Annotated in this window: 24 protein-coding genes and 4 tRNA genes; 19 read left to right on the top strand and 9 right to left on the bottom strand. The window is 36.4% G+C overall.

Annotated features, from left to right (window positions below):
* Positions 1 to 88: 88 nt before the first annotated feature.
* From rpiB to I6760_RS08225, 11 genes are all read left to right on the top strand, one after another.
* Positions 89 to 532 carry a ribose 5-phosphate isomerase B gene (gene rpiB, locus I6760_RS08175; RefSeq protein ID WP_196593980.1) on the top strand — a complete coding sequence of 148 codons (444 nt, stop codon included), beginning with the start codon at positions 89 to 91 and terminating at the stop codon, positions 530 to 532.
* Between the two features lie 25 nt (positions 533 to 557).
* Positions 558 to 1802 (top strand): serine hydroxymethyltransferase, encoded by a 1245-nt coding sequence (glyA, locus tag I6760_RS08180; protein ID WP_196593981.1) that lies wholly within the window; start codon positions 558 to 560, stop codon positions 1800 to 1802.
* 19 nt (positions 1803 to 1821) lie between these two features.
* Positions 1822 to 2460, top strand: coding sequence for a uracil phosphoribosyltransferase (gene upp, locus I6760_RS08185; RefSeq protein WP_196593982.1), 639 nt, complete (start codon positions 1822 to 1824; stop codon positions 2458 to 2460).
* 36 nt (positions 2461 to 2496) lie between these two features.
* Positions 2497 to 2952, top strand: a complete 456-nt coding sequence (locus I6760_RS08190; protein ID WP_196593983.1) for a deoxycytidylate deaminase — start codon at positions 2497 to 2499, stop codon at positions 2950 to 2952.
* Positions 2953 to 3109: 157 nt separating this feature from the next.
* Positions 3110 to 4156 (top strand): glycosyltransferase family 4 protein, encoded by a 1047-nt coding sequence (locus tag I6760_RS08195; protein ID WP_196593984.1) that lies wholly within the window; start codon positions 3110 to 3112, stop codon positions 4154 to 4156.
* Between the two features lie 80 nt (positions 4157 to 4236).
* Positions 4237 to 5361, top strand: coding sequence for a non-hydrolyzing UDP-N-acetylglucosamine 2-epimerase (gene wecB / locus I6760_RS08200; RefSeq protein WP_196593985.1), 1125 nt, complete (start codon positions 4237 to 4239; stop codon positions 5359 to 5361).
* A gap of 285 nt (positions 5362 to 5646) precedes the next feature.
* Positions 5647 to 7332, top strand: coding sequence for a methyl-accepting chemotaxis protein (locus I6760_RS08205; protein WP_196593986.1), 1686 nt, complete (start codon positions 5647 to 5649; stop codon positions 7330 to 7332).
* A 467-nt stretch (positions 7333 to 7799) separates the two neighbouring features.
* A complete protein-coding gene (modA, locus tag I6760_RS08210; RefSeq protein ID WP_196593987.1) occupies positions 7800 to 8612 on the top strand; it encodes a molybdate ABC transporter substrate-binding protein in 813 nt (270 codons plus the stop codon).
* Positions 8609 to 9301, top strand: coding sequence for a molybdate ABC transporter permease subunit (modB, locus tag I6760_RS08215; protein WP_196593988.1), 693 nt, complete (start codon positions 8609 to 8611; stop codon positions 9299 to 9301). Before modA ends, modB begins: the two co-directional genes overlap by 4 nt.
* Before the next feature lie 2 nt (positions 9302 to 9303).
* Entirely contained in the window at positions 9304 to 10359 is a 1056-nt protein-coding gene (locus I6760_RS08220; protein ID WP_196593989.1) for a sulfate/molybdate ABC transporter ATP-binding protein, read from the top strand.
* Positions 10360 to 10369: 10 nt separating this feature from the next.
* Positions 10370 to 10579 (top strand): TOBE domain-containing protein, encoded by a 210-nt coding sequence (locus I6760_RS08225; protein WP_196593990.1) that lies wholly within the window; start codon positions 10370 to 10372, stop codon positions 10577 to 10579.
* Positions 10580 to 10742: 163 nt separating this feature from the next.
* Here I6760_RS08225 and I6760_RS08230 read toward each other — a convergent pair whose 3' ends face one another.
* The 6 genes from I6760_RS08230 to rpsT form a co-directional block, all read right to left on the bottom strand.
* Complete coding sequence (locus I6760_RS08230; RefSeq protein WP_196593991.1) at positions 10743 to 11264, bottom strand: biotin transporter BioY; 522 nt, start codon at positions 11262 to 11264, stop codon at positions 10743 to 10745.
* Between the two features lie 192 nt (positions 11265 to 11456).
* Positions 11457 to 11542, bottom strand: a tRNA-Tyr gene (locus I6760_RS08235).
* 8 nt (positions 11543 to 11550) lie between these two features.
* A tRNA-Arg gene (locus tag I6760_RS08240) sits at positions 11551 to 11628 on the bottom strand.
* Positions 11629 to 11646: 18 nt separating this feature from the next.
* A tRNA-Tyr gene (locus I6760_RS08245) sits at positions 11647 to 11732 on the bottom strand.
* A 7-nt stretch (positions 11733 to 11739) separates the two neighbouring features.
* Positions 11740 to 11817 (bottom strand) — tRNA-Arg (locus tag I6760_RS08250).
* A 147-nt stretch (positions 11818 to 11964) separates the two neighbouring features.
* Positions 11965 to 12231 carry a 30S ribosomal protein S20 gene (rpsT, locus tag I6760_RS08255; RefSeq protein WP_196593992.1) on the bottom strand — a complete coding sequence of 89 codons (267 nt, stop codon included), beginning with the start codon at positions 12229 to 12231 and terminating at the stop codon, positions 11965 to 11967.
* Positions 12232 to 12428: 197 nt separating this feature from the next.
* Between rpsT and I6760_RS08260 the strand changes: the two genes are divergently transcribed.
* Positions 12429 to 13946: a protein kinase domain-containing protein gene (locus tag I6760_RS08260; RefSeq protein WP_196593993.1), complete on the top strand. Its 1518-nt coding sequence runs from the start codon at positions 12429 to 12431 to the stop codon at positions 13944 to 13946.
* Between the two features lie 5 nt (positions 13947 to 13951).
* On the opposite strand, the gene I6760_RS08265 is transcribed toward I6760_RS08260, so the two are convergent.
* Positions 13952 to 14563 (bottom strand): LysE/ArgO family amino acid transporter, encoded by a 612-nt coding sequence (locus tag I6760_RS08265; protein ID WP_196593994.1) that lies wholly within the window; start codon positions 14561 to 14563, stop codon positions 13952 to 13954.
* 127 nt (positions 14564 to 14690) lie between these two features.
* Between I6760_RS08265 and I6760_RS08270 the strand changes: the two genes are divergently transcribed.
* The 4 genes from I6760_RS08270 (at position 14691) to I6760_RS08285 (ending at position 19202) form a co-directional block, all read left to right on the top strand.
* Complete coding sequence (locus tag I6760_RS08270) at positions 14691 to 16169, top strand: aminotransferase-like domain-containing protein (RefSeq protein WP_196593995.1); 1479 nt, start codon at positions 14691 to 14693, stop codon at positions 16167 to 16169.
* 261 nt (positions 16170 to 16430) lie between these two features.
* Positions 16431 to 17714, top strand: coding sequence for a tryptophan transporter (locus tag I6760_RS08275; protein WP_196593996.1), 1284 nt, complete (start codon positions 16431 to 16433; stop codon positions 17712 to 17714).
* The gene (locus I6760_RS08280) at positions 17708 to 18523 is read left to right on the top strand and encodes an energy-coupling factor ABC transporter ATP-binding protein (protein ID WP_196593997.1); all 816 of its coding nucleotides are present in this window, start codon (positions 17708 to 17710) and stop codon (positions 18521 to 18523) included. The genes I6760_RS08275 and I6760_RS08280 overlap by 7 nt, the downstream gene beginning before the upstream one ends.
* Positions 18510 to 19202: an energy-coupling factor transporter transmembrane component T family protein gene (locus tag I6760_RS08285; RefSeq protein ID WP_196593998.1), complete on the top strand. Its 693-nt coding sequence runs from the start codon at positions 18510 to 18512 to the stop codon at positions 19200 to 19202. The genes I6760_RS08280 and I6760_RS08285 overlap by 14 nt, the downstream gene beginning before the upstream one ends.
* A 7-nt stretch (positions 19203 to 19209) precedes the next feature.
* On the opposite strand, the gene I6760_RS08290 is transcribed toward I6760_RS08285, so the two are convergent.
* Both I6760_RS08290 and I6760_RS08295 read right to left on the bottom strand, forming a co-directional pair.
* Positions 19210 to 20112 carry a hypothetical protein gene (locus I6760_RS08290; RefSeq protein ID WP_196593999.1) on the bottom strand — a complete coding sequence of 301 codons (903 nt, stop codon included), beginning with the start codon at positions 20110 to 20112 and terminating at the stop codon, positions 19210 to 19212.
* 14 nt (positions 20113 to 20126) lie between these two features.
* Positions 20127 to 20762, bottom strand: a complete 636-nt coding sequence (locus I6760_RS08295; RefSeq protein ID WP_196594000.1) for a Fe-only nitrogenase accessory AnfO family protein — start codon at positions 20760 to 20762, stop codon at positions 20127 to 20129.
* A gap of 42 nt (positions 20763 to 20804) precedes the next feature.
* Here I6760_RS08295 and I6760_RS08300 point away from each other — a divergent pair, with 42 nt between their 5' ends.
* The 3 genes from I6760_RS08300 to I6760_RS08310 all read left to right on the top strand — a co-directional run bounded on the left by I6760_RS08300 (position 20805) and on the right by I6760_RS08310 (position 22781).
* On the top strand, positions 20805 to 21011 hold the full coding sequence (locus I6760_RS08300; RefSeq protein ID WP_196594001.1) for a hypothetical protein: 207 nt from the start codon (positions 20805 to 20807) through the stop codon (positions 21009 to 21011).
* A gap of 377 nt (positions 21012 to 21388) precedes the next feature.
* Positions 21389 to 22210: a nitrogenase iron protein gene (gene nifH, locus I6760_RS08305; RefSeq protein WP_196594002.1), complete on the top strand. Its 822-nt coding sequence runs from the start codon at positions 21389 to 21391 to the stop codon at positions 22208 to 22210.
* A 235-nt stretch (positions 22211 to 22445) separates the two neighbouring features.
* Positions 22446 to 22781 (top strand): P-II family nitrogen regulator, encoded by a 336-nt coding sequence (locus I6760_RS08310; protein WP_196594003.1) that lies wholly within the window; start codon positions 22446 to 22448, stop codon positions 22779 to 22781.
* The last annotated feature ends 11 nt before the right edge of the window (positions 22782 to 22792 follow it).

A 22792-nucleotide genomic window follows, 5' to 3' on the forward strand; every position in this document is an offset into this window, starting at 1 on the left:
TTTGCCATAATAGCTCACTATATGTTAGAATTATCTTAAAAATGATAGGTGGTGTAAAGAGCATCTATTTATAATGGATGCTGGTTTTATGAAAATTGTTATTGGTTGTGACCAGGGTGCATTGACATTAAAAGAACATATAAAAGAGGTATTAAAGGAATTTAAAGACATTATAGTAGAAGATGTTGGAACATATACAACGGACTCTGTTGACTATCCCGATATTGCAGAAAAAATTTGTGATAAAATAACATCAGGTCAAGCCGAACGCGGTATTGCCCTTTGTGGAACAGGAATTGGGATATCTATAGCCTGCAACAAGGTTAAAGGAATAAGAGCAGCATTATGTCATAATGCATTTACAGCACGTATGTCACGTCAGCACAATGATGCTAATGTATTAGCAATGGGCGGACGTGATATTAGTTTTGGCCCAGCAGATGAAATAGTACGTATATGGTTAACTGAGAAATTTTTAGGCGGACGCCATGAACGCCGCGTCAATAAAATTATGTCAATAGAAGACAAATAATACTGTCTTTTTTAGGGGGATCTGAATGAAGTTAGTGGATGATTTATCAAAAGTCGATTTAGAGATAAATAATGCAATAAATGCTGAACTTGAACGCCAGCGTAATAAACTTGAACTTATTGCTTCTGAAAATATTGTTAGCCGTGCGGTAATGCAGGCACAGGGCAGTGTTTTGACTAATAAGTATGCAGAAGGTTATCCAGGTAAAAGATACTATGGCGGTTGTGAGTGTGTAGATGTTGTTGAACAATTGGCAATAGATAGAGTAAAGAAATTATTTGGGGCAGAATATGCCAACGTACAGCCGCATTCTGGCGCACAGGCTAATACAGCTGTTTATTTTGCACTTTTAAATCCGGGGGATACTATTTTAGGCATGAATCTTACTGATGGAGGTCATTTGACACATGGCAGCCCAGTAAATATTTCCGGCAGGTATTTTAATGTTGTGCCATATGGTGTTAATAAAGAAACTGAACGCATAGATTATGATGTTCTGCAGAAACTAGCTGAGGAACATCATCCTAAAATGATTGTTGCGGGAGCTAGTGCTTATGCCAGAATTATTGATTTTAAGCATCTGGCAGCAATTGCAAAGTCAGTAGGAGCTTATCTGATGGTTGATATGGCCCATATTGCTGGGTTAGTTGCAGCAGGACTTCACCCTAATCCTATTGAATATGCAGATGTTGTTACATCTACAACACATAAAACATTACGAGGTCCACGCGGCGGGATAATTTTATGTCGTGATGCAGAATTTGGTAAGCAGTTTAATAAGGCTATTTTCCCCGGAACACAGGGAGGCCCGTTGATGCATGTTATTGCAGCAAAGGCAGTGGCTTTTAAGGAAGCCTTGAGCGATGATTTTAAAGAATATCAGCGCCAGATAATTAAGAATGCCCGGGCTTTATCAGAGGCCTTGATAGCAAATGGATTTCGTATTGTTTCTGGTGGGACAGATAATCATCTGATGCTTGTTGATTTAAGAAGTAAAAATCTAACGGGTAAAGATGCAGAAAAAATGCTTGATGATATAGGTATAACTGTCAATAAAAATACAATACCGTTTGAACCATTAAGCCCGTTTGTTACGAGTGGGATAAGATTAGGAACTCCAGCTCTTACGACGCGTGGTTTAAAGGAAGATGATATGGAAGAAGTGGCGTCTATTATAGCGTTGGTATTGGATAATCCAAATGATGAAATAATAAAAGTACAGGCGGCTGACAGGGTGAAAGCCTTATGCCAAAAATATCCTTTATATTAATAATGCAGGGAGATATGATATGACGGCTGATTTAGATGTTAATGTTATTGATCATCCGCTGGTACAGCATAAATTAACCTTAATGCGGATGACTAAGACAGGAACTAAAGATTTTCGGGAGCTTCTAGAAGAAATATCAATGCTCATGGCATATGAAATAACACGGGATCTGCCATTGACAGATATAGAAATACAGACACCTGTTGCAAAATGCACATCCAAAACACTTGATGGCAGGAAGCTTGGTTTGGTCCCTATATTGCGGGCTGGACTAGGTATGGTCGATGGTATAGTAAATTTGCTACCTACTATTAAAATTGGGCATGTGGGGATGTATCGTGATCCGAAGACGCTTAAGCCAGTGGAATATTATTGTAAGCTGCCAACAGATGTTGCGGAACGGAGGCTTATTGTGATTGACCCGATGCTGGCTACTGGAGGCTCGGCAGCTGCAGCACTATCCCTGTTAAAGAAAAAAGGTGCAAAACATATTACGTATCTTTGTTTGGTATCTGCTCCTCAGGGGATTAGAGAATTGAATAAAATACATCCTGATATAAAAATCTATACAGCTTCAGTGGATGAGGGACTTAATGAACATGGATATATTGTACCAGGGCTTGGCGATGCCGGAGATAGATTGTTTGGGACATTATGATATTGTGCAACATTTTATGATAATATGGAGATAACTATGAATAAATACAGTCGTCCTGACTGGACAGAATATTTTCTTGATATTGCTAAGGCAGTAGGACGCCGTTCGACTTGTTTTCGTCGCCGCTACGGCGCGATAATAGTTAAAGATAAAATAATAATAAGCACTGGATATAACGGAGCACCACGTGGTGAGGCCAATTGCATTGACACGGGAATCTGTGAACGTGAACGGCAGCATGTTCCCAAGGGACAGCGATATGAACTTTGTGTGGCAGTACATGCTGAACAGAATGCTATAATAGCAGCTGACCCTGTTAAAATGAATGGTGCTGTAATATATATAGTAGGATATAATGAAGATGGAACTTTAGCATCGGGAAAACCCTGTCTCTTGTGCAGACGCATGATTTGCAATGCTATGATTGATAAAGTTGTATATTTGGAAGCAGATGGGTCTGTTGTAGAAAAAAAACCGCAGGAAATATATTGAGCATCTAGAAATTTTATTTCAAGTATGGATTACGGCAGGAAATAATTTTTTTTGATTGATATATTGGTTAGCTTGGGGTAAGATAGTAACTGAATCATATCATATAGATAAAAGCAGTAATTGCTTTCTACTGTATAGTAAAGGAAGTGCGCTGTAAATGCCGGGTTGTTTTTTTGCCTTTTTTATTACGTTTGTTATAGTACTTTTGATAACGCCGCTGGTAATAAAATTTGCTGTGAAAACTGGTGCGATGGATACACCTGATAAAAGGAAAGTACATAGTGTTCCTATTCCACGTCTGGGGGGATTAGGAATATATATTGGTGTTGTAGCAACAATATTGATATTAGTATCTACAACAAATATAGCTGCTGGACACAGAGATGATTTACTGGGACTGCTTGCGGGAAGCTCTTTTATTGTTATAGTGGGATTAATTGATGATTATAAAAATCTACCGGCTAAAGTTAAGCTTTTAGGGCAGATTGCAGCTGCCTGTATACTGGTTTCATTCGATGTTCGTATAGATTTTTTGACCAATCCCTTTGGCAAATGGATCTTTCTTGAATATTTATCCTTGCCTGTAACTGTTTTCTGGGTGGTGGGTCTTACTAATACGATAAATCTTATAGATGGACTTGACGGTCTGGCAGCTGGTGTTTCTACTATAGCTTCAATCACTTTGTTGTTGGTAGCTCTTCAGCAGCATGATTTTTTTGTTGTTTTTTTAACTGCTTCACTGGTAGGGGCGGGACTTGGATTTTTGCGATATAATTTTAATCCGGCTCGTATTTTTATGGGAGATACGGGAAGTATGTTTTTAGGATTTATGCTTGCAGGGATTTCTATTGTGGGAGTAGTAAAAAGTGCTACTACCATTGCTCTTATAGTTCCTATATTGGCATTAGGACTGCCTATTTTGGATACAACTTTTGCAATTATTCGCCGTTACAGAGGTGGAACCCCCATTTTTAAACCGGATAAAGGGCATCTTCACCACCGATTGCTGGATCTTGGATTTACACAGCGACAGGCGGTTTTGCTCATGTATGTTTTCAGTAGTTTTTTAGGATTAAGTGCTATTGCATTGACACAGGTCAATGAATATACTGGATGTATAATATTGATTTTTATAGTGCTAGTTATTATTTATGGGGCAAAGAAAATCGGTATATTTCATCCTAAAAATAATCTTCATGTATAAAAATTATAATATAGAAGAATAAGGTTTTAAGGTTGTTTAGCAGCCCCCGGTTTTTACTTATACCGGCAGGAGGAAAAATAATGAAAAGTAAGATAAAAGTAATGACTGTTTTTGGCACCAGACCTGAGGCAATTAAAATGGCTCCAGTTATATTAGAATTGGCAAAGCATGAAGAAATAGAACCTGTTATTACGGTTACTGCTCAGCATAGGGATATGCTTGACCAAGTATTGCATTTGTTTTCTATAACACCTGATTATGACCTCAATATAATGGCTAGTGGACAGACTTTATTTGATATAACCAGCAAAGCAATGAAGGGATTGGATAAGGTTTTTACGCAGGAAAATCCTGATTTGGTACTTGTGCATGGTGATACTACGACTACTTTTGCCGGTGCTTTGGCAGCTTATTATCACGAAATAGCAGTAGGTCATGTGGAGGCGGGTCTGCGGACTAATAATAAATATTCGCCATTTCCAGAAGAAATGAATAGAAAATTGACAGGTGCTTTAGCTGATTTGCATTTTGCCCCTACGCAGATGGCAGCAGATAATCTTATGCGGGAAAATATTCCTAAAAATAAAATTTTTATTACAGGAAATACTGTTATTGACGCATTACATAAAACGGTTTGCGATGATTACCAGTTTAGTAGTAAGTTACTGCAGAATATAGATTATAAGAAAAAACGCGTTATCTTGGTAACAACACATAGAAGAGAAAATTTAGGGGAACCTATGCGTCATGTTTATAAAGCTATGCGGCAGATAGTTTCAGAATACCAAGATGTTGAGATTGTTTTTCCGGTGCATAAAAATCCTAAAGTGCGTGAAGTAGTCAATGAAGAATTGGGAAATTTGCCAGAGGTACATCTTATAGATCCTTTGGATTATGAACCATTTGCAAATTTGATGCATCGTTCTTATCTGATACTTACCGATTCTGGTGGTATCCAGGAAGAAGCTCCATCTTTAGGAAAACCGGTATTGGTTTTGCGTGATACTACAGAGCGTCCAGAAGCAGTAAGGGCGGGGACTATAAAACTAATTGGGACACAGCGTGATCGTGTTTATAAAGAAATTAAGGAACTACTTGATGACAAGAATGAATACATCCGTATGTCCAGTACGTCTAATCCCTATGGAGATGGTAAGGCATCTATTCGTATAGTTGATGCTATACTTTCTCATTATAATTGTTAGAATGAAAAATGCCGCATAAGCTTAAATCGTATTATTAACTGATAATGAGACTGTTGTATTAAATATTTTTATAAAAAGATATATAATACAACAGCACTGATTATGATTATTATTGGAATGAGTTTTCAACGGAGGAATGTGAAATTAGTAACTATCATATAAGAACTATAATGTTAAGAATCTTTCTATAAAGGAATATATTTATAATATGAATTATATTATAAAACAAATTATTATCATGATTTTACATTGGATATCTTACATGAAGCAAAGGATGTGTCTGTTATGAATTTAAAGGTTAGAATGTATTTGTCGTATGCAATTGTAATAATTTTAACAGGAATTGTAGGAGTTTTTTCATTGTATTCCTTGGCCTCAGTAAATGCGCGTCTTACTGAATTAGGAACTAAAAAAGTACCTAAAATTGTTTTGATGTCGGATATAAGCAAAAATTTGGGTTTGTATTTATCTGATCAGCAGAGTATATTATTAAGTTCTAATTCCAGTAATAGTGCTGATATGCAAAAAAATGAACAATTAATAGATGAAGATTTTCAAAAATTATATAAAACATCATCGTCGCAATACAAACCATCTATTAAAAAGACAATAAACATATGGCAGGATTATAAGGCAGCAGCTAATAAACGAATACAGATGATACAGTCAGGACAGGAACTGCATAGTGAGGCTGTGGCAGCACAGACAGATAAGATTGATATATTGCGTAAACAGCTTAGTAGTGATATAAATAAGTATTTTACCGTTACTAAGGATGAGGCAGCAAGGGATGTTACAGACGGTAGTGCATCATATACCAAAACGAAATGGGTCACGACGATAGGACTATTGATTGTGCTGATATTAGGAATGATAATAGCAACTATTGTTACACGGTATATGGATAAATTTATTAAAGATTTTTTACTTGTGTCGCAAAAGGTGTCTGAAGGAGATCTGAAACAGCAGATAAATTTTGCTGGTAATGACGAATTTGGACAAATGGCAGAAGTTTATAACAAAACTGTACGAAATATACGAGAACTATTAAAGACTATCCAAGCAACGGCAAATAATGTTGCTTCTACAGTTTCTCAGGTTGCCAATGGAGCAGACCAGTCTGCAAATGCTATTCAAAGTATAGCCCAGTCAGTTACTGTTGTTGCCCAGTCAGCAGATAAACAGGCTAAAGGGATAAACCAATCTACTAAGGACACAGAAAGCGCAACGCAGTATATGCAGAAAGTATCAGCGGATGCCAAATCTGCTGCCGATGATGCAGAAAAAACACTTAATACTGCAAATGAAGGAACACAGATAATGTTTGCTACTATCGATCAGATGAAGGTTATAGAAGAAACAACCAAACGTTCTTCAAATGTTATATCAACATTGGGTGACAGATCCAAAGAAATTGGGCAGATAGTTGATACTATTTCAGGAATAGCCGGTCAGACAAATTTATTGGCATTGAATGCAGCTATAGAGGCAGCTCGCGCTGGTGAACAGGGCAAGGGGTTTGCGGTGGTTGCAGAAGAAGTGCGAAAACTTGCTGAACAGTCACAGGAAGCAGCCCAGCAGATTGCTGAACTAATAGGGAAAATACAAAAAGAGACGCAGGCAGCTGTTGATGCTATATCATCAGGTACAGGAGAAGTCCAGCAGGGAATGGAATCAGTCAACAAATCGGGGGAAGCTTTTTCCAACATAATGCAGACTACAGCGTCTGTTGCCATGCAGGTCAGAGAAATGTCGGAAACGATGGCTGAAGTTGCGAAAAACGGCGAAAATATATTAGGAAAAATGCAGGATGTTGATAATGAAACTAAAGTAGTAGTAGGCGAAATGGAAAATACTTCTGCTTCGACAGAACAGCAATCAGCATCAATGGAAGAAATATCAGCTTCCTGTCAAAATTTACAGGAATTAGCTGATAAACTGTTGACCCAGACCAAGAAATTTAAAATATAATAAAATATTTTACCGGCCTGCTAGGGAGTAAAATCTCATGGCAGGCTATTTTTATATCCAATTTAAATAAAAATAAATAAAAATAGATAAAAAATTTTTTGCCTTATAAAATGATAATAATAAATGAAAAAGCATTTTTTATTTATTATTTGTTGTATAATTTTATAATAATTTTATAATAATATAATATTAAATATTATAAAAGTACCGTTTGACATAAATATAAAATAAATATAATATTTATATATTAATTTTACTTTTTCCGTAATACAGAAATGTGTAATATTATAATATAATTAGCATTATGACTTTGATAATAATATATAAAAAATGTTATGTGAATATATATTATTGTTTTGGTTTATAATAGATGGTTTTAATTTATTTGGGGACAGTATGACTTCTGCTGAAATGCAAAATTAAAATTTTCCTCATATAAAACTGTTAAATTGTAAGGAGATGTACATATGAGATTAGGAAAAAGTTTTATGATGGCAGCTACCGTTATATTAGTGGGAATGCTGATGTTTTCTATGGCTGGCTGCGGACAGCAGATTAGTGAAAAAAAAGCCGTTCAGCCTGCCAAGGAAAAAATTGTTGTTTCAGCGGCAGCCAGTTTAAAAGATGTAATGGGAGCATTGAAAAAAGAATATGTTAAAAATAATCCCAATGTGGATCTTACATTTAATTTAGCATCCAGTGGATCGTTGCAGCGGCAAATAGAGCAGGGAGCTCCAGCGGATATATTCATTTCGGCAGCGCAAAAACAGATGAATGCGCTTGAACAAAAAAAGCTGCTAGCAGATGGGACGCGCAAAAATCTTTTAGTTAACACAATAGTTTTAATAACCCCTAAGGATAACAAAGCTGGAATAAAAAAATTCTCTGATCTTACAACTGCTAAGGTGCATAAAATAGCTATGGGAGATCCTAAAAGTGTTCCAGCTGGACAGTATGCACAGCAAATTTTTGTGAGTCTTAAATATCTTGATGCGGTAAAGCCAAAATTAGTTTACGGTAGTGATGTTCGTGCTGTTCTTACATGGGTAGAAAATGGAGAGGCTGATTGCGGACTTGTTTATAAAACGGATGCTGCTATATCTGATGAAGTGAAAATTATCGCTCAGGCTCCTGCTGGAACGCATAAACCGATAATATATCCTGTGGCAATATTAAAATCAACAAAAAATATGGAAGCGGCGAAGAAATTTGTTGATTTTTTACAGACACCGGAAGCAGCAAAAATATTTGAAAAATATGGTTTTTCTCCTGCTAAATGATTATAGATTATTCGCCGCTGCTAATATCACTGCGGACATCATGTCTGGCAACAGTGATAGCTTTCTTTACTGGGATATATGCTGCTTATATTGTTGTTAAAATGAAGCGTTTTAAAGGTTTGTTCGATGCTGTATTAACACTGCCTCTGGTTTTGCCCCCAACTGTTCTGGGATTTATATTACTGTTTGTTTTTGGCAGAAATAGTCCAATGGGACAACTACTGATGCAGCTGGGGTATTCTCTGGTTTTTTCATGGGAAGCAACAGTTTTAGCGGCAGTGGCAGTGGCGTTTCCACTTGTATACAGGACTACGCGTGGTGCATTTGAACAGATAGATAAAAATATTATTTATGCGGCGAGAACGCTGGGAGTTTCTGAATGGAGAATATTCTGGCATATAATTATTCCTAATACAAAACATGGTATTATTGCCGGTGTTATTTTAGCTTTTACACGTGCCTTGGGAGAATTCGGGGCAACGATAATGATTGCCGGAAATATTCCGGGAATTACCCAGACTATGTCAACAGCAATTTATTCTGCTGTACAGGCTGGTGATGATAAAGTAGCCGTTTTCTGGGTGTGTGTAATTATGGGGTTTTCCTTTGTTGTTATCATGCTGATGAATTTTTGGCTACAAAAAAGTGATGGTAGAAAAATACAAATTTCTGCCGGAAATGGGGCTTGACAATGTCCCTGAAAGTAAAAATACAAAAGAAATTAAATTCGTTTGAGCTTAATGTTAATTTTACAGTAGAGAATGAAACGTTAGCTGTTCTAGGGGCATCAGGTTGCGGTAAGAGTATGACATTGAAATGTATTGCCGGTATAGAAACACCTGATTCAGGATATATTGAATTTGACGGTAAAGTTTTTTTTGATAGTGAAAAGAAAATAAATTTATTGCCCCAGCAGCGCCGTGCTGGTTACCTTTTTCAGAACTATGCCCTATTTCCCAATATGACGGTAAAAGAAAATATTGCTTTTGTTGCGGCGGGAAACAACAGGGATAAAGTATGTATAGTAAAAGAAAATATCAATAGATTTCATTTACAAGGGTTAGAAGATGCATATCCGGCTAGTTTATCCGGCGGACAGCAGCAAAGAGCAGCTTTTGCCCGTATACTGGCAGCAGAATCAGAGCTGTTAATGTTGGATGAACCTTTTTCCGCATTGGATAGTTATCTTCGCTGGCAGCTGGAACTAGAAGTGGGTGAGCTGTTAGAAAAATATAAAAAAACGACATTGTTTGTTTCTCACAATCGCGATGAAGTTTATCGTTTGTGCAATCGGATAGCAGTAATGAATAAGGGCAAGATAGAAGTTGTGAGCGATAAATATACAATATTCGATGATCCGCGTACATCAACGGCAACACTACTTACTGGTTGTAAAAATATGTCAGCGGCTAAGAAAGTGTCCAGGTATAAATTATATGCTGTTGATTGGCAGCTGGAACTTACGTGCAGACAGGAAATACCGGATGATTTGTCATATATTGGTTTTCGGGCCCATTTTTTCCAGCCAGGGATAAAACAGGCTGAAGGCAGCAGTATCAATTGCTTTAAAGTTGTCATAGACAGGGTCATAGAAGACACGTTTTCCTTTATTGTTATGGTACGTCCATATGGGACGAGTGGAAGGGCAATGCGTTGGGAAATGGATAAAAAAATATGGCGGCAGTTAGAAGGTAAAGAATTGTTTTTAACTATGCCGCCAGAAAAAATTATTATTTTAAAAAGGTGAGGTTATTGTTATGAAATTAAGTGCAAGAAATCAGTTAAAAGGTACAGTATGTGAAATTAACAGCGGTAGTGTTAATGATGTGGTTAAAATAAAATTAGCCAGCGGGGATGTCATTAGTGCGACGATTACTAAACAATCCGCAGAAGAATTGGGACTGGAATTAGGAAAAGAAGCTTACGCGGTTATTAAGGCAAGTTCTGTAATCGTTGCGGTAGATTAACAGAAAATATGTAACACAAAGGTCGGGGCTGCTGCACGTACGCATTTTCAGTCATAAACGATAAGCATGTCTTTCCTGCTTGTTTATAAAACAGCAGAGGACGGATGCATATGTTTTATGAGGTTAATGACATTTGTGCAGCAGTACCGATTTTATGGCCTTTTTAAGGCAAAAGTCTTTTTAGATGAACACCAATATAGGCTGCCAGAAAATCCTTTATGATATCTCCGATTAAAAACGGCAGGACGCCTGCAAAAACAGCCTGTGTAACAGAGAGTCCGGCTGTTAAACATATACCTATTACTCCGAATATGTACGATATGGGAATACTTATAAGACCAGCTGCAAAATAACGGCGTAGGTTTGGGGGGGTTCCTTTTAAAAAACTGCATATGGGATAAGCAATTATAAAACCTATAAGGTAACCGCCGTTAGGAGAAAATAGTACACCAATACCACTACTGCCATTGGCAAATACAGGCAGTCCTGCAGAACCCAATAATACATAGACTGTCAATGTGATAAAAGTCTGCCATGGCGGAAGTATAAATGAAGTCAAAAGCATGGATAAAGTCAGAAAAGTAAATGGCACAGTGGTAAAGGGAAGAGGAAATGACAGATAAGCCGATATACATATTATGGCAACACAAACGGCCATTTTTGCAATATTGCGGGTAGAAGACATGAAAACCATCCTTTTATATGGAGCCTTGTATTAGTTAACTCAATTAATATAATAGAGCATAATATAAGTTATAGTCAACTAATACAGAAAAATAGTTGACAAAAAAATAAAGGCTAGAGTATTTTAAATATAAAATAAGGCAAAAAAATAAAGCTTTGATTTTATATCAAAACTTTACTAAATTCACCAGTATGGTGGGCAGGGATGGATTCGAACCATCGTAACCTCACGGTGACAGATTTACAGTCTGTTCCCTTTAACCACTCGGGCACCTACCCATGTAAAATGGTGACCCTGGCAGGATTCGAACCTGCGACCTTTTGATTCGTAGTCAAACACTCTAATCCAACTGAGCTACAGGGCCATATGAAATTGTAAAATATGGTGGGCAGGGATGGATTCGAACCATCGTAACCTCACGGTGACAGATTTACAGTCTGTTCCCTTTAACCACTCGGGCACCTACCCATATAAATGGTGACCCTGGCAGGATTCGAACCTGCGACCTTTTGATTCGTAGTCAAACACTCTAATCCAACTGAGCTACAGGGCCATATTCATTTCATAACTGCGAAAACTATTCTATCACAAACCATAGTAACTGTCAATGTTTAAAGAAAAATATATTCTCTGCCAATAATGATATTGATGCCATAAAAAAACCTGCCCCTAATTTTAGAAGCAGGTTCCTCTAAAAATATTATTTTACAATGGCACTGATCTTTTTGGCTAAACGGGATTTACGGCGAGCTGCGGTATTCTTGTGATATACGTGGTCAGCAGCAGCTTTATCTATTTTTTTGCAAGCAACAGCTAAAAATGTTTTTGCTTCATCAGCATTGCCGGCTTTAACTGCATCACTAACCTTGCGGAAAGCAGTTTTTACAGTAGATTTTACTGCTGCATTTTTCGCACGGCGTTCAGCATCAGTTTTTACACTCCGAATGGAAGACTTAATATTTGGCAAGTAATTCACCCCTTTACATAATATTCATTTTATTATTTTATCACGTAATAACATTGATTGCAAGATTTTACCTTTAATAAATAATTGCAGATAAAAAAAATTTTTACAGGTATTTTGCAGGTACATGTCAAATATTAGATATAGTATTATTATATAAATGAAAATATCATTTTATGGAATTAATATTTGTGTCAGTCATGATAATACGAGAAAATAGTAATGAATGGAATAATTTATTGAATAAAATTGAAAAGAGCAGGGTTGATTTTATGGATCAGGAGCAGCTTGATAATGACAAAATAAAATTGGAAGAAAAGAAAAAGGAAATGTTTCAGAATGACCCTATCGAGGAAAAATACAAAAAAGTTAGGGAATTAAAAAGTAACAGTTTTGGAAAAACCCTGCTTGTAACGGATAAGATTACAGGGAGTTTTTTTGTTTTAAAACGAATAAATGCTGTAGGGCTGGTTTATGCTAAAATGCGTAATTTAATTGATCCGGCATTGCCCAGAATAATTTATTGCGGAGAAAATAAGACCTTTGGCATAACAACAGTTATCGAAGAATATGTAAATGGGATAACACTTTCGGAATGGATGAAACAAAGGGACTTGGAGCCGATAAACGATGAATTGGCAAAGATGATTTTTCGTCAATTAGCTTCAGGTTTGAAAACACTTCATGAAAATAATATAACACACAGGGCAATCAGTCCTAAGACTATAATGTTTACAAGTAAAAATGTTAAATTTATTGTATTTGATCATGCGATTGAAGGAAATACTTATACTAGCGAACTAAGCTATAAAGGCTTAGTGGGATTTGCGCCGCCTGAACAGGCGGTACTGGGCAAAGCTGATTTTCGCAGCGATGTTTATTCTTTGGGAATGACGATGAAAAATCTTTTGGGAACAGACTATAAAGGAAAATATAGAAAAATATTAGAACACTGTTTGGCATCAGATCCCGATGAACGTTATCAAAATGGAGCTAAATTAAAAAAGGCTGTGCAAAATGCCGGAATGCTTCCATTAAATAAAATTATAGCTGGTGCAGCTATATTATATGTTTTTGTTCTGGCATTTCTTTTAATCATAAATACATGGTTTAATCCAGTAAAACAGTTAGAAGCAGAGCAAAAATTTGAGCAGGAACAAGAAAGTGCCAGAGCAGAGGCCGCAAAGATTGATATGGATAAATCAGTACAAGGAAATGGTTCGGAAGATAATTTTACTAATGCGGTTAACGGACTTGCCAAAGGCAGGCTGGGATTATCCGTTGCTTTTCCAGGGCGGCCGCAGGAAAGCGGCAGTGATGGTGTTATTGTAAATATGGGAAAGTCCTCTGATCTATCAGGAACCGCAGATTCTGGTGAAAACAGCTCAGTAATTTTTCCTGGCAATGCTAAATTGGTGTTGACCATAAAAAATAATACAGATCGTGCTATAAAAAATCCAGTATTAACTTTTATTCCATATAATATAGATCTGGCCAATATAAAAGATCCGTCTAATACTATAACCAAGCATTTGGCGAATTCCGTAGAATGCAGACGTGATGTGAGCATTCCCCGCGGCAGCACAATGAAGTTTGAACTACCGCTGGGCAAAGCGGTTGTTCTTAATCCTGCCAAGAATAATGCTGCTATAAAAGCTGTTTTACGGTCTGATAATTATGCTGATACGGCTGTCAAGATGAAGTTTAACTTTCAGTAAGAGTATTATATAAGACTGCTGCTTAACTCATAAAAAAGTTTCAGTCCATAACCAATGATTATGGCACCACATACCAAATTGATTTTTGCAAAAATATTTTTATTGATTTTATTGTTGAAACTGGAAACAAAGAATGACAAACCAATAAACCAAATGAATGAGGCTGTAACGATTCCTGTGAGGAAGAAGACAGCCTCATCGTTATTGAATATAGCATGAAAAGCTCCCAGCATAATGGTGCCGTCGATAATTGCCTGCGGATTGCACCATGTGACAATGCAGGACTTGTAAATGGTCTGGGGTAATGAGTCGTTTGTAAACTTATTATCGCAGGCAGTATCAGGGTGTCTTATTAAGTTGAGCCCGATAAACATAAGCAGAATGCTTCCCAGTGCGAGTAAAAATAATTTTACAGCCTGAAAATAATCTATTATTGATCCTATACCAAAAAAACATGATATAGATAAAGTAATGTCAAAAAAAATTACGATCAATGCAGCAGCCAAAGAGCGGCTGCGATTGTGATGCATTGCTGTATTAATTACATATAAGTTTTGCATACCAATAGGTGCAAGATAAGCCAGTCCAATAAATAAGCCTTCTATAAAAAAATGCATTTTGAATCCTTTCCAACCAAAAAAATGGTTATAAGTTTTACTTGTAATAATATTATAGTATACTTTGTAATATAAATATCCAACCAAAAAAATATTAAAACCAACCAAAAAATGAAAAGGAATAGAAATGAGTAAAAATGATAACTGGCAATTTTTAACAACATGGAAAGAAAAAAAATGTATCGTTAAGCCTTTATATAGGCAAATAGTTGAATTTGTCTGTAAAAAAATAGCACAGGGAGAATGGAGCATTGGTACTAAGCTGCCACCGCAGCGAAAACTGGCTGAAATTTTTGGTGTAAATAGAAGTACAGTTGTCACCGCTATGGATGAATTAGCATCATATGGAATAGTAAAAAGTTATGGCAGAATGGGAACAAAAATTGTAAATAATACATGGTCAGTGATGATGTCATCTGCATTAGACTGGGGCAAATATATTAATGCTGGAGCGTTTAAGGCCAATAATCATATTATTCAGGAAATTAACCGACTGGAATTTGAGCCGAATATTATGCGGCTGGGTACAGGCGAAATAGCACCTGATTTGTTTCCTTATGATATGTGGGACAAGGTTTTAGGCATTTTAAGCAGAAAACATATCAAGTTTGGTTATTTAAGAACATTGGGGTCGCTGCATTTAAGAGAAGTATTGGCTGAGCATTTGAAAAAGCAGGGAATGCATAATATATCTGCTGATAATATTTTAATTACATCGGGTTCACTTCAGGGGCTGCAGTTGATATCAGTGGGGCTGTTGAAAAAAGGGGCGACAATATATATGGAGATGCCTACTTATTTAAAATCGTTAGAAGTATTTCAATCAGCAGGTATGAAACTACGGGGAGTCGGTCTTGATGAAGCGGGAATAGAGTTCTGGCAGATGTCCTCCATAGCAAAAGAAATCCATCAGAGAAAATTTCCGATAATTTATACAATACCGACAAACCATAATCCAACGGGAATAACTATGTCATTGAAACGCCGCCGGGAATTAATGCAGTTTTGCAATGATAATCAGCTGCCCATTATTGAAGATGCAGCATATCAGGAACTTAGTTTCGGGAGTAAAAAAATAATACCGTTAAAAGCTATGGATAAAACAGAGCTGGTCATATATCTGGGAACGGCATCTAAGACTCTGGCACCAGGCCTGAGAGTGGGATGGCTTGTAGCATCAGAAGCAATAGTACAGAGGTTGGGCGATATAAAAATGCAGATGGATTACGGGACAAGCTCTATTTCACAGCTGATATTAGCGGAATTTATAGAAAGTGGTATGTATGAAAAGCATCTTGTGAATTTGCAGCAGAAATTATTGATAAGAAGAGATAATGCCTTGAAATGGGTTAAAATGCTTTTTGCAGGAAAGGCAAAATGGAATATTCCCCAGGGAGGTTTTTATATCTGGATTACATTCAAAAAATATATTGCGACAGAAAAGATATTTTTTGCAGCGGTAAAAGAAAATATTTTGATAGCCCCGGGGGAAGTTTATGATTTTAAACATAATAATTCTCTGCGAATATCATATTCCTATCTTAATTGTAAAGATTTTGCAGCAGCAATAAGAAAATTAGCTGCAATCATAGAAAAAAGCCAATAATATATAATTTATAATGTAATGCTGGTTGAAATAAATTTCATAAAATATTATGCAAAATGAAAAATGATAAAATGGTTTTATGTATTAATGGGCATAATGTGAAGATTATTAACTTCAAAAAAATGAAAATACTTGATTTATGAGCATATTGTGATAATATATATTTTATCCGAATGTAGGAAAATGTTAACTTGTATTATACAATAATTGAAAATTAAATTAATTATATACATAGCATCCACAATGGGAAGGAATGGTTAAATGACGGGGAAGAAATACAAAAAAGGTAGTGATCTGCGCTGGATAACAATAACTACGTTACTGCTGGCTATTGGAGTTATCCTGCGTATAATATCACCCAATATAGGAGGAATTTCCCTTAATTGGAACATTGTGATGTATGTCATGGCTATTTTACTGTGCAGGCCATCACCCAAGCAGGGCTTTGGAATTGGCATGGTTTCGGGAATCATAGCGACCATGACATCAAAAGCGGCGCTGCCTTATGCCAACCTGTTAAGTGATCCGGCTGCTGCTTTTGTCTGTGCACTTCTGGCAGGTTCCCGTATTTTTAATATAAAACTGGGGAAAGTAAGTATAGAACCAGTAATTGTAATATTTATAACCACGTTTATCAGTGGAGGAATTTTTGTTACACTGACTAAAGTGATCTTATCTTTGCCGATGTCATTATATTTATATGCTATGTTGCCGGCAGTGCTTTTAGTAGCAGCATTGGGGTCTTTAGCTGGGCAGCTTTTGTATTTTCCGGCAGCGCGTATTTTTAATGATGAAACGGTGACAAAAAAAGAAGCATTCATGCTGCAGAATATTAATCTGTCAGTTCCCAGTGGTGCGTTTTGTGTTATTACCGGAGCAAATGGCAGCGGCAAGACTACACTGCTTTTGGCAATGGCCGGGGCAAAACCTTCATATTTTGGTGGGTTTAAAAATTCAGAATTATATATTGCTGATATAGATGTTATACATAGTGCAAGTGACTTTTTGAATCGAAATGTCGGGGTTGTCATGGCCGATTACGAAGCACAGCTGGTTGCTGAAACTGTTAATGACGAAATTGCTTTTTCCTTAGAGAATGCGGGTATGCCGCCGGAACAAATCAAGGAAAAATGCTATGATGTATTGAAAAAAGTAGGACTGGAAGATATGGGTGCAAGAAAAACTGCCTCGTTGTCTGGAGGACAAAAACAACGCTTGGTACTGGCATCTGTACTGGCGATGGATACGCCTATATTGGTGCTTGATGAACCAGTTGCGGCAATAGATCCTGAAGGGGCAAGAGAAATATATAAACTTTTGTATAAGCTGAATAAGGAAGATGGCAGGACTATAATCGTGGCAGAGCATGATTTGAAATATATTCTTGACATTGTATCTGAAGTAGCAGTTATTGATAACGGCGGTTTAAAAATTAGTGGTACAAAGGATGAATGTATGCAGTATATGTATAAGAATAATGTATATAAGGAAGTAATACCACTTCGTTGGAAAATACGCTGGGAAATGGAGCATAATTTATGCTGAGTTTTAAAAACGTTTCTTTTGGATATGCTTCAGAAAATAAAATATTTGATAATATAAATGTGGATATAGATACAACTGTCATAACGGCAGTGGCTGGACGTAATGGTACGGGAAAAACTACACTGACCAGACTTATAATGGGACTCATTCATCCTGATAAAGGGATTATAGAGCTTGACGGGCAGGACATAAGTAACAAACCACCATATACCTTGGCTAAGAATATCGGTTATGTTTTTCAGAATCCTGATCATCAGTTATTTGCCTCTACTGTATATGAGGAAGTAGCATATGCTCCCACCTGCCTGGGAATTACTGAAAAAGAAAAAAGGAAAAGTGTGGAGCAGGCACTGGTAGACACGGGATTAGCCGAAAAAGCAGGGATGATGCCGCAGACACTATCGCTGGGAGATAAACAAAGACTGTCTATTGCATCAGCACTTGCGGCTAATCCTGAAATATTAATATTGGACGAGCCTACTTCTGGACAGGACTGTCGTGAACGGACTATTTTACTGCGGCTTATGGAGAAATTGAATAAGAGTGGTATAGGTATAATATTGGTAACTCATGATATGGATATCCTGGCTGAACATGCTGATAAAGTAGTAGTCCTGGCAAATAAAAAAGCAGCCTATAAAGGTACGCCGCGGGAGCTGTTTATCAATGAAGACAAAACTTTTGATCTGGGACTTGAATTACCGGAATCAGTCTGCATGAGCAATGAATTGGGCTTGGATATTTGTCTGACACCGGCAGAATTATATAAAAAGATAGCTATACGGAGAGAAGCAAATGGCGGAAAATAAAAAAGTTGCAGTACTTGCTGCATTTACAAAATTAGTAATGGCACTGACTGTGTCAATAGCTGCTCTTTGTACAAGTAATTTGTATGCATTAGGGGTATTAGCTGTATTGGAATTAATTGTGGCGTTTTTTATGGGATTGGGTAGAAATCTGGTAAAAGGTATTGGCAGTCTTATTATTTTTGCCGTTATTTTGGCAGGAATACAACTGTTGTTTGCTACACCATTCGTATTATCAATAGGGTCAGCTTATAAAATGTTTATAATGGCGGTTTCCCTGCTTATTTTAGTGGCAACTACACCAACACAGTCGATAACAGCTTCATTGGTAAAGCAATGTTACCTGCCATATAATTATGCTTTTATGATAACAGCCGTCCTGCGGTTTGTGCCTGACCTGCTAAAAGAAAGCAAAGCTGTACAGGAAGCCCAGTCGTGTCGCGGTTTTAATCCATCACGAAATCCATTAAGGCGGATGATAGATTATATGATGATTATAAAACCTATGGTATTTAAGGCTATTTCCCGAAGTGAAAATATGGCAATAAGTCTTGAATTGAGAGGCTTTTCCCGTAAAAAAAACCGGACCTTTGTTGCTGCAACAAAATTGTCCGGTTTAGATTATACAGTTATGTTTTTTAATCTTTGTATTTGTGCGGCTGTAGTAAAATATTTCCGTTAATTTATTATCAGTCGCTGTTTTGTGAAGCTACTATAGACTTATAATCATTCAGGTTAAAACAGTATTTTTCAGAAGGACTTTTAATTATTGTGAGCTCATGTGCTTCAAAGTTTAATGTCAACGGTATAGTAAGTGTAGCATTTTCATTTAAAGGATGACTTTGCCTGACAGGTGTTATAATCGTTTGGGTATCGTTATTATCAGTGACAGTAATGGAATCAGTAGTTTTTAATACGGCTATAGAGCCATCTTCTTTAAAGCAAAATGAATTTGTATCAGCACTGAGGTCGACACTATCAGGATCAAAAGCAGTTATTCTACCGATAGGTGTACTTACTTTTTGGGGGAAAGCAGGTTCTGTTGACCGGAGTTTTTCCGAATCATAAAAGGAAAGGCCGCATTTTACTTTCAGATTTCCCGCACTAGTTGTTACTTCAGCTGTTTCAGCTGGCTGGAAAGTAAGACTTTTTAAAGTGTCGTTTTTATAGAAATGCAGGCACATGGGACGTATAGAGATATTGCCGCAGGAAAAAGAAAAGTTTATTTTTGGCAAAAGTGCAGCTTCATTTTCTTCTGTCCAGTAAGCACTTATTTTCCCATTTAAAGGGAAAATGCGCTGTAAGGTACCGTCAGGATAAAAAGTGATTAATTCTGCCGGGAACTCGCCTATTTTAGTAGAAATAAGCAGACGCTTTTCCAGGTAAAGTGATTTTATACTGCCATCAGGATAAAATTTTACTGACGGAGAAAGTTTTCGGCGCTCATTTTCAGTAAAATAGGGATAATAGATGGTATCATCTATTGTCAGGGGACTTTCTTTTTGACAGATACAGTCAGCAACATGGTTGTTGGAATGATAAGAGATATTATAACAATTATTTAATATCCCATATTTAGTAGTAATATCCATTATAAAACCTCTTTTCAATATGAATGGGAATAATCGGCACATTTTTTATTTATTGAAGCTAAAAGAGAAGAGCCGCTTTTTTTGGTAGAAATTTCCAGTTTACTGTCGTATTCTGATGTTTTAAGCCATGCCGGAATATGGGAACATACAAGATCAAGACGCATGAAGGGAGTTGTATCAATAAATTTCCGCAGGGCTTTTTTAGAAGAAATATCTGGATAAGCTTTTTGCAGCTTTATGAGATCAAGATAATAAATACCATCAGTGGTTTCTACAGGAACTGTAGGTACAGAAACATTGCTGTTTATTTGGTGCAGACTCTTATAAATATCAGTAATTATTTTATTGAGCATATTTTTATCAAGCTTGTCTATCTCAAAAATAGCGAATTTCATTCGATCAAATACATTGTAGATCAATCCGTTAATTGACATGGAGGCAATTATCTGGCAGTCATCAAGTTTTAAAATCAGGTTGCGAGTATAGTCTCTTATTTCCTGCGTTGTTTTTATGTTGGTAAAATTAAACGGAAAACGCTTGCGTATATACCAGTCATTATTATCGTTTTCAAAGATGATTATATGAGAAAGGCCGATGAAATCTGTCAAAGTATTATTCTCATCACAGGTAACAGCAATTTTTTTGTTCATAGTAAATACTCCTTGTGATATTAGTATAATAATAATGTACTGATGACAGATAAAAATGTCAATAGCGGTATTTTGGACTGGTTTAATAGAAAAAAAGTGTATTTTGATTCAATGCCTAATAAAGTTTTTGAATTAAATTTTTCCAGGAAATCTTTTATAAGAATATGGATAGGTTTATTAAGAAAAAATTTAAGAAAAAAAAATAAAAAAATTGTTGATAAAAAATACACAAAAAAACATAAATTTTAATAAAAAAACAGGTTTTCTTTTTGAGCTTATAAATATTAAGCATGAAGCAGACTGGTATTAAAATGTTAACTTTGGAAAATTATATTTTATATATAGTGATATCTTACCTATATAAACAGAATATTCTATCTACATAGGCAGGATACGTTGGATTTACAACTGTTGACAAGGATTAAACAATGCTTTATAGTTACAACATCGGCAAAACTTAACAACTTAACACTATAAAAAAACAAAATAATAATTATATAAGGATGCTATAATACCCTATATAATTTAAAAAGGACAAAGTAGTCCCGCCCTGCTGAAAAGCGAGGTGGGATTTTTTTATCTGCCGATAGGTTAATTTAAAATTGTTTATAATTGGAGGGCTTTTCATGAGACAGGTTGCTATTTACGGTAAAGGCGGTATCGGAAAATCTACAACTACACAGAATCTTAATGCCGGACTAGCCGAAATGAAGAAAAGAATTATGATTGTCGGTTGTGATCCAAAAGCAGATTCTACCAGATTAATATTGGGTGGTTTAGCACAGCAAACTGTACTTGATACATTACGCGAAGAAGGCGATGATGTAGATTTGGATATGGTATTAAAAAAAGGCTATGGTGGTATTAAATGTGTAGAATCGGGAGGGCCTGAACCTGGTGTGGGTTGTGCGGGTCGGGGGATAATAACGTCAATAAACCTGCTTGAACAGCTTGGCGCATATACGGAAGATCTTGATTATGTGTTTTATGATGTACTAGGTGATGTTGTCTGTGGTGGATTTGCAATGCCTATTCGTGAAGGAAAAGCAAAAGAAATATATATTGTCTGCTCTGGGGAAATGATGGCACTTTATGCGGCCAATAATATTTCCAAAGGAATTAAAAAATATGCTGAAACTGGCGGTGTTCGTCTTGGCGGGCTTATCTGCAACAGTCGTAATGTTGATGGGGAAGCTGATCTTGTTAAATCGGTAGCTAAGGAACTTGGTACGCAGATGATTCACTTTGTGCCGCGTGATAATATGGTACAAAGAGCAGAAATTAATCGTCAAACAGTTATTGAATTTGATAGTACATGTCACCAGGCTGAAGAATATCGTACACTGGCAAGTAAAATAGATGGCAATGATATGTTTATTATACCAAAGCCATTAACGCAGGATCGTCTGGAACAGTTATTAATGGAACATGGTTTAATGGATGCCTGACAGCAAGATATATTGTTGTTGATGAATATATACGAAAAATAATAACATTGGAACAAGAAGGGACTGTAGTACGTAAACATTTTCAATTATAAATATGCAATGTTTTTCTGGACCCTTGGCAACAAGGAAACCACATAACGGTGATTTGCATTTTTATGAGGTCAATGATATTTGTACGACAGCCTTTTCTTGTTTAATAAGATAAAAAAATACCCATGATATAGGAGTGTTTTATATGAGCGAATTATTAATGATACGTGCTGTTGTCCGTCCAGAGAAATCGGCTGATGTACTTTCTGAGTTACTGGATGCCGGTTATGTCGGAGTAACAAAAGAAGAAGTTTATGGCCGCGGCAGACAAAAAGGGATCGTAGTGGGAGAAGTTCATTATGATGAACTGCCAAAGGAACTTTTAATAATTATTGCTGATTCTTCAGATAAAGAAGATATTGTAAGAATTATAATGAAAAATGCTCGTACAGGTGAAAATGGCAACTTTGGTGATGGTCGTATATTTATTACTGAAGTAGAGGAAGCTTATACGATAAGTTCCGGAAAAGCCGGATTGTAAGGGGGGCTTGC

The organism is Pectinatus sottacetonis (genome assembly GCF_015732155.1).
Taxonomy (GTDB): domain Bacteria; phylum Bacillota; class Negativicutes; order Selenomonadales; family Selenomonadaceae; genus Pectinatus; species Pectinatus sottacetonis.

Coding starts and splice junctions, on each gene's coding strand:
- I6760_RS08260 (WP_196593993.1), top strand. CDS start 12,429: ATGATAATACGAGAAAATAGTAATGAATGGAATAATTTATTGAATAAA.
- I6760_RS08280 (WP_196593997.1), top strand. CDS start 17,708: ATGCTGAGTTTTAAAAACGTTTCTTTTGGATATGCTTCAGAAAATAAA.
- modB (WP_196593988.1), top strand. CDS start 8,609: ATGATTATAGATTATTCGCCGCTGCTAATATCACTGCGGACATCATGT.
- I6760_RS08300 (WP_196594001.1), top strand. CDS start 20,805: ATGACAGATAAAAATGTCAATAGCGGTATTTTGGACTGGTTTAATAGA.
- glyA (WP_196593981.1), top strand. CDS start 558: ATGAAGTTAGTGGATGATTTATCAAAAGTCGATTTAGAGATAAATAAT.
- upp (WP_196593982.1), top strand. CDS start 1,822: ATGACGGCTGATTTAGATGTTAATGTTATTGATCATCCGCTGGTACAG.
- I6760_RS08285 (WP_196593998.1), top strand. CDS start 18,510: ATGGCGGAAAATAAAAAAGTTGCAGTACTTGCTGCATTTACAAAATTA.
- I6760_RS08195 (WP_196593984.1), top strand. CDS start 3,110: ATGCCGGGTTGTTTTTTTGCCTTTTTTATTACGTTTGTTATAGTACTT.
- I6760_RS08190 (WP_196593983.1), top strand. CDS start 2,497: ATGAATAAATACAGTCGTCCTGACTGGACAGAATATTTTCTTGATATT.
- modA (WP_196593987.1), top strand. CDS start 7,800: ATGAGATTAGGAAAAAGTTTTATGATGGCAGCTACCGTTATATTAGTG.
- I6760_RS08265 (WP_196593994.1), bottom strand. CDS start 14,563: ATGCATTTTTTTATAGAAGGCTTATTTATTGGACTGGCTTATCTTGCA.
- nifH (WP_196594002.1), top strand. CDS start 21,389: ATGAGACAGGTTGCTATTTACGGTAAAGGCGGTATCGGAAAATCTACA.
- wecB (WP_196593985.1), top strand. CDS start 4,237: ATGAAAAGTAAGATAAAAGTAATGACTGTTTTTGGCACCAGACCTGAG.
- I6760_RS08230 (WP_196593991.1), bottom strand. CDS start 11,264: ATGTCTTCTACCCGCAATATTGCAAAAATGGCCGTTTGTGTTGCCATA.
- I6760_RS08205 (WP_196593986.1), top strand. CDS start 5,647: ATGAATTTAAAGGTTAGAATGTATTTGTCGTATGCAATTGTAATAATT.
- rpiB (WP_196593980.1), top strand. CDS start 89: ATGAAAATTGTTATTGGTTGTGACCAGGGTGCATTGACATTAAAAGAA.
- I6760_RS08295 (WP_196594000.1), bottom strand. CDS start 20,762: ATGAACAAAAAAATTGCTGTTACCTGTGATGAGAATAATACTTTGACA.
- I6760_RS08270 (WP_196593995.1), top strand. CDS start 14,691: ATGAGTAAAAATGATAACTGGCAATTTTTAACAACATGGAAAGAAAAA.
- I6760_RS08310 (WP_196594003.1), top strand. CDS start 22,446: ATGAGCGAATTATTAATGATACGTGCTGTTGTCCGTCCAGAGAAATCG.
- I6760_RS08225 (WP_196593990.1), top strand. CDS start 10,370: ATGAAATTAAGTGCAAGAAATCAGTTAAAAGGTACAGTATGTGAAATT.
- I6760_RS08290 (WP_196593999.1), bottom strand. CDS start 20,112: ATGGATATTACTACTAAATATGGGATATTAAATAATTGTTATAATATC.
- I6760_RS08220 (WP_196593989.1), top strand. CDS start 9,304: ATGTCCCTGAAAGTAAAAATACAAAAGAAATTAAATTCGTTTGAGCTT.
- I6760_RS08275 (WP_196593996.1), top strand. CDS start 16,431: ATGACGGGGAAGAAATACAAAAAAGGTAGTGATCTGCGCTGGATAACA.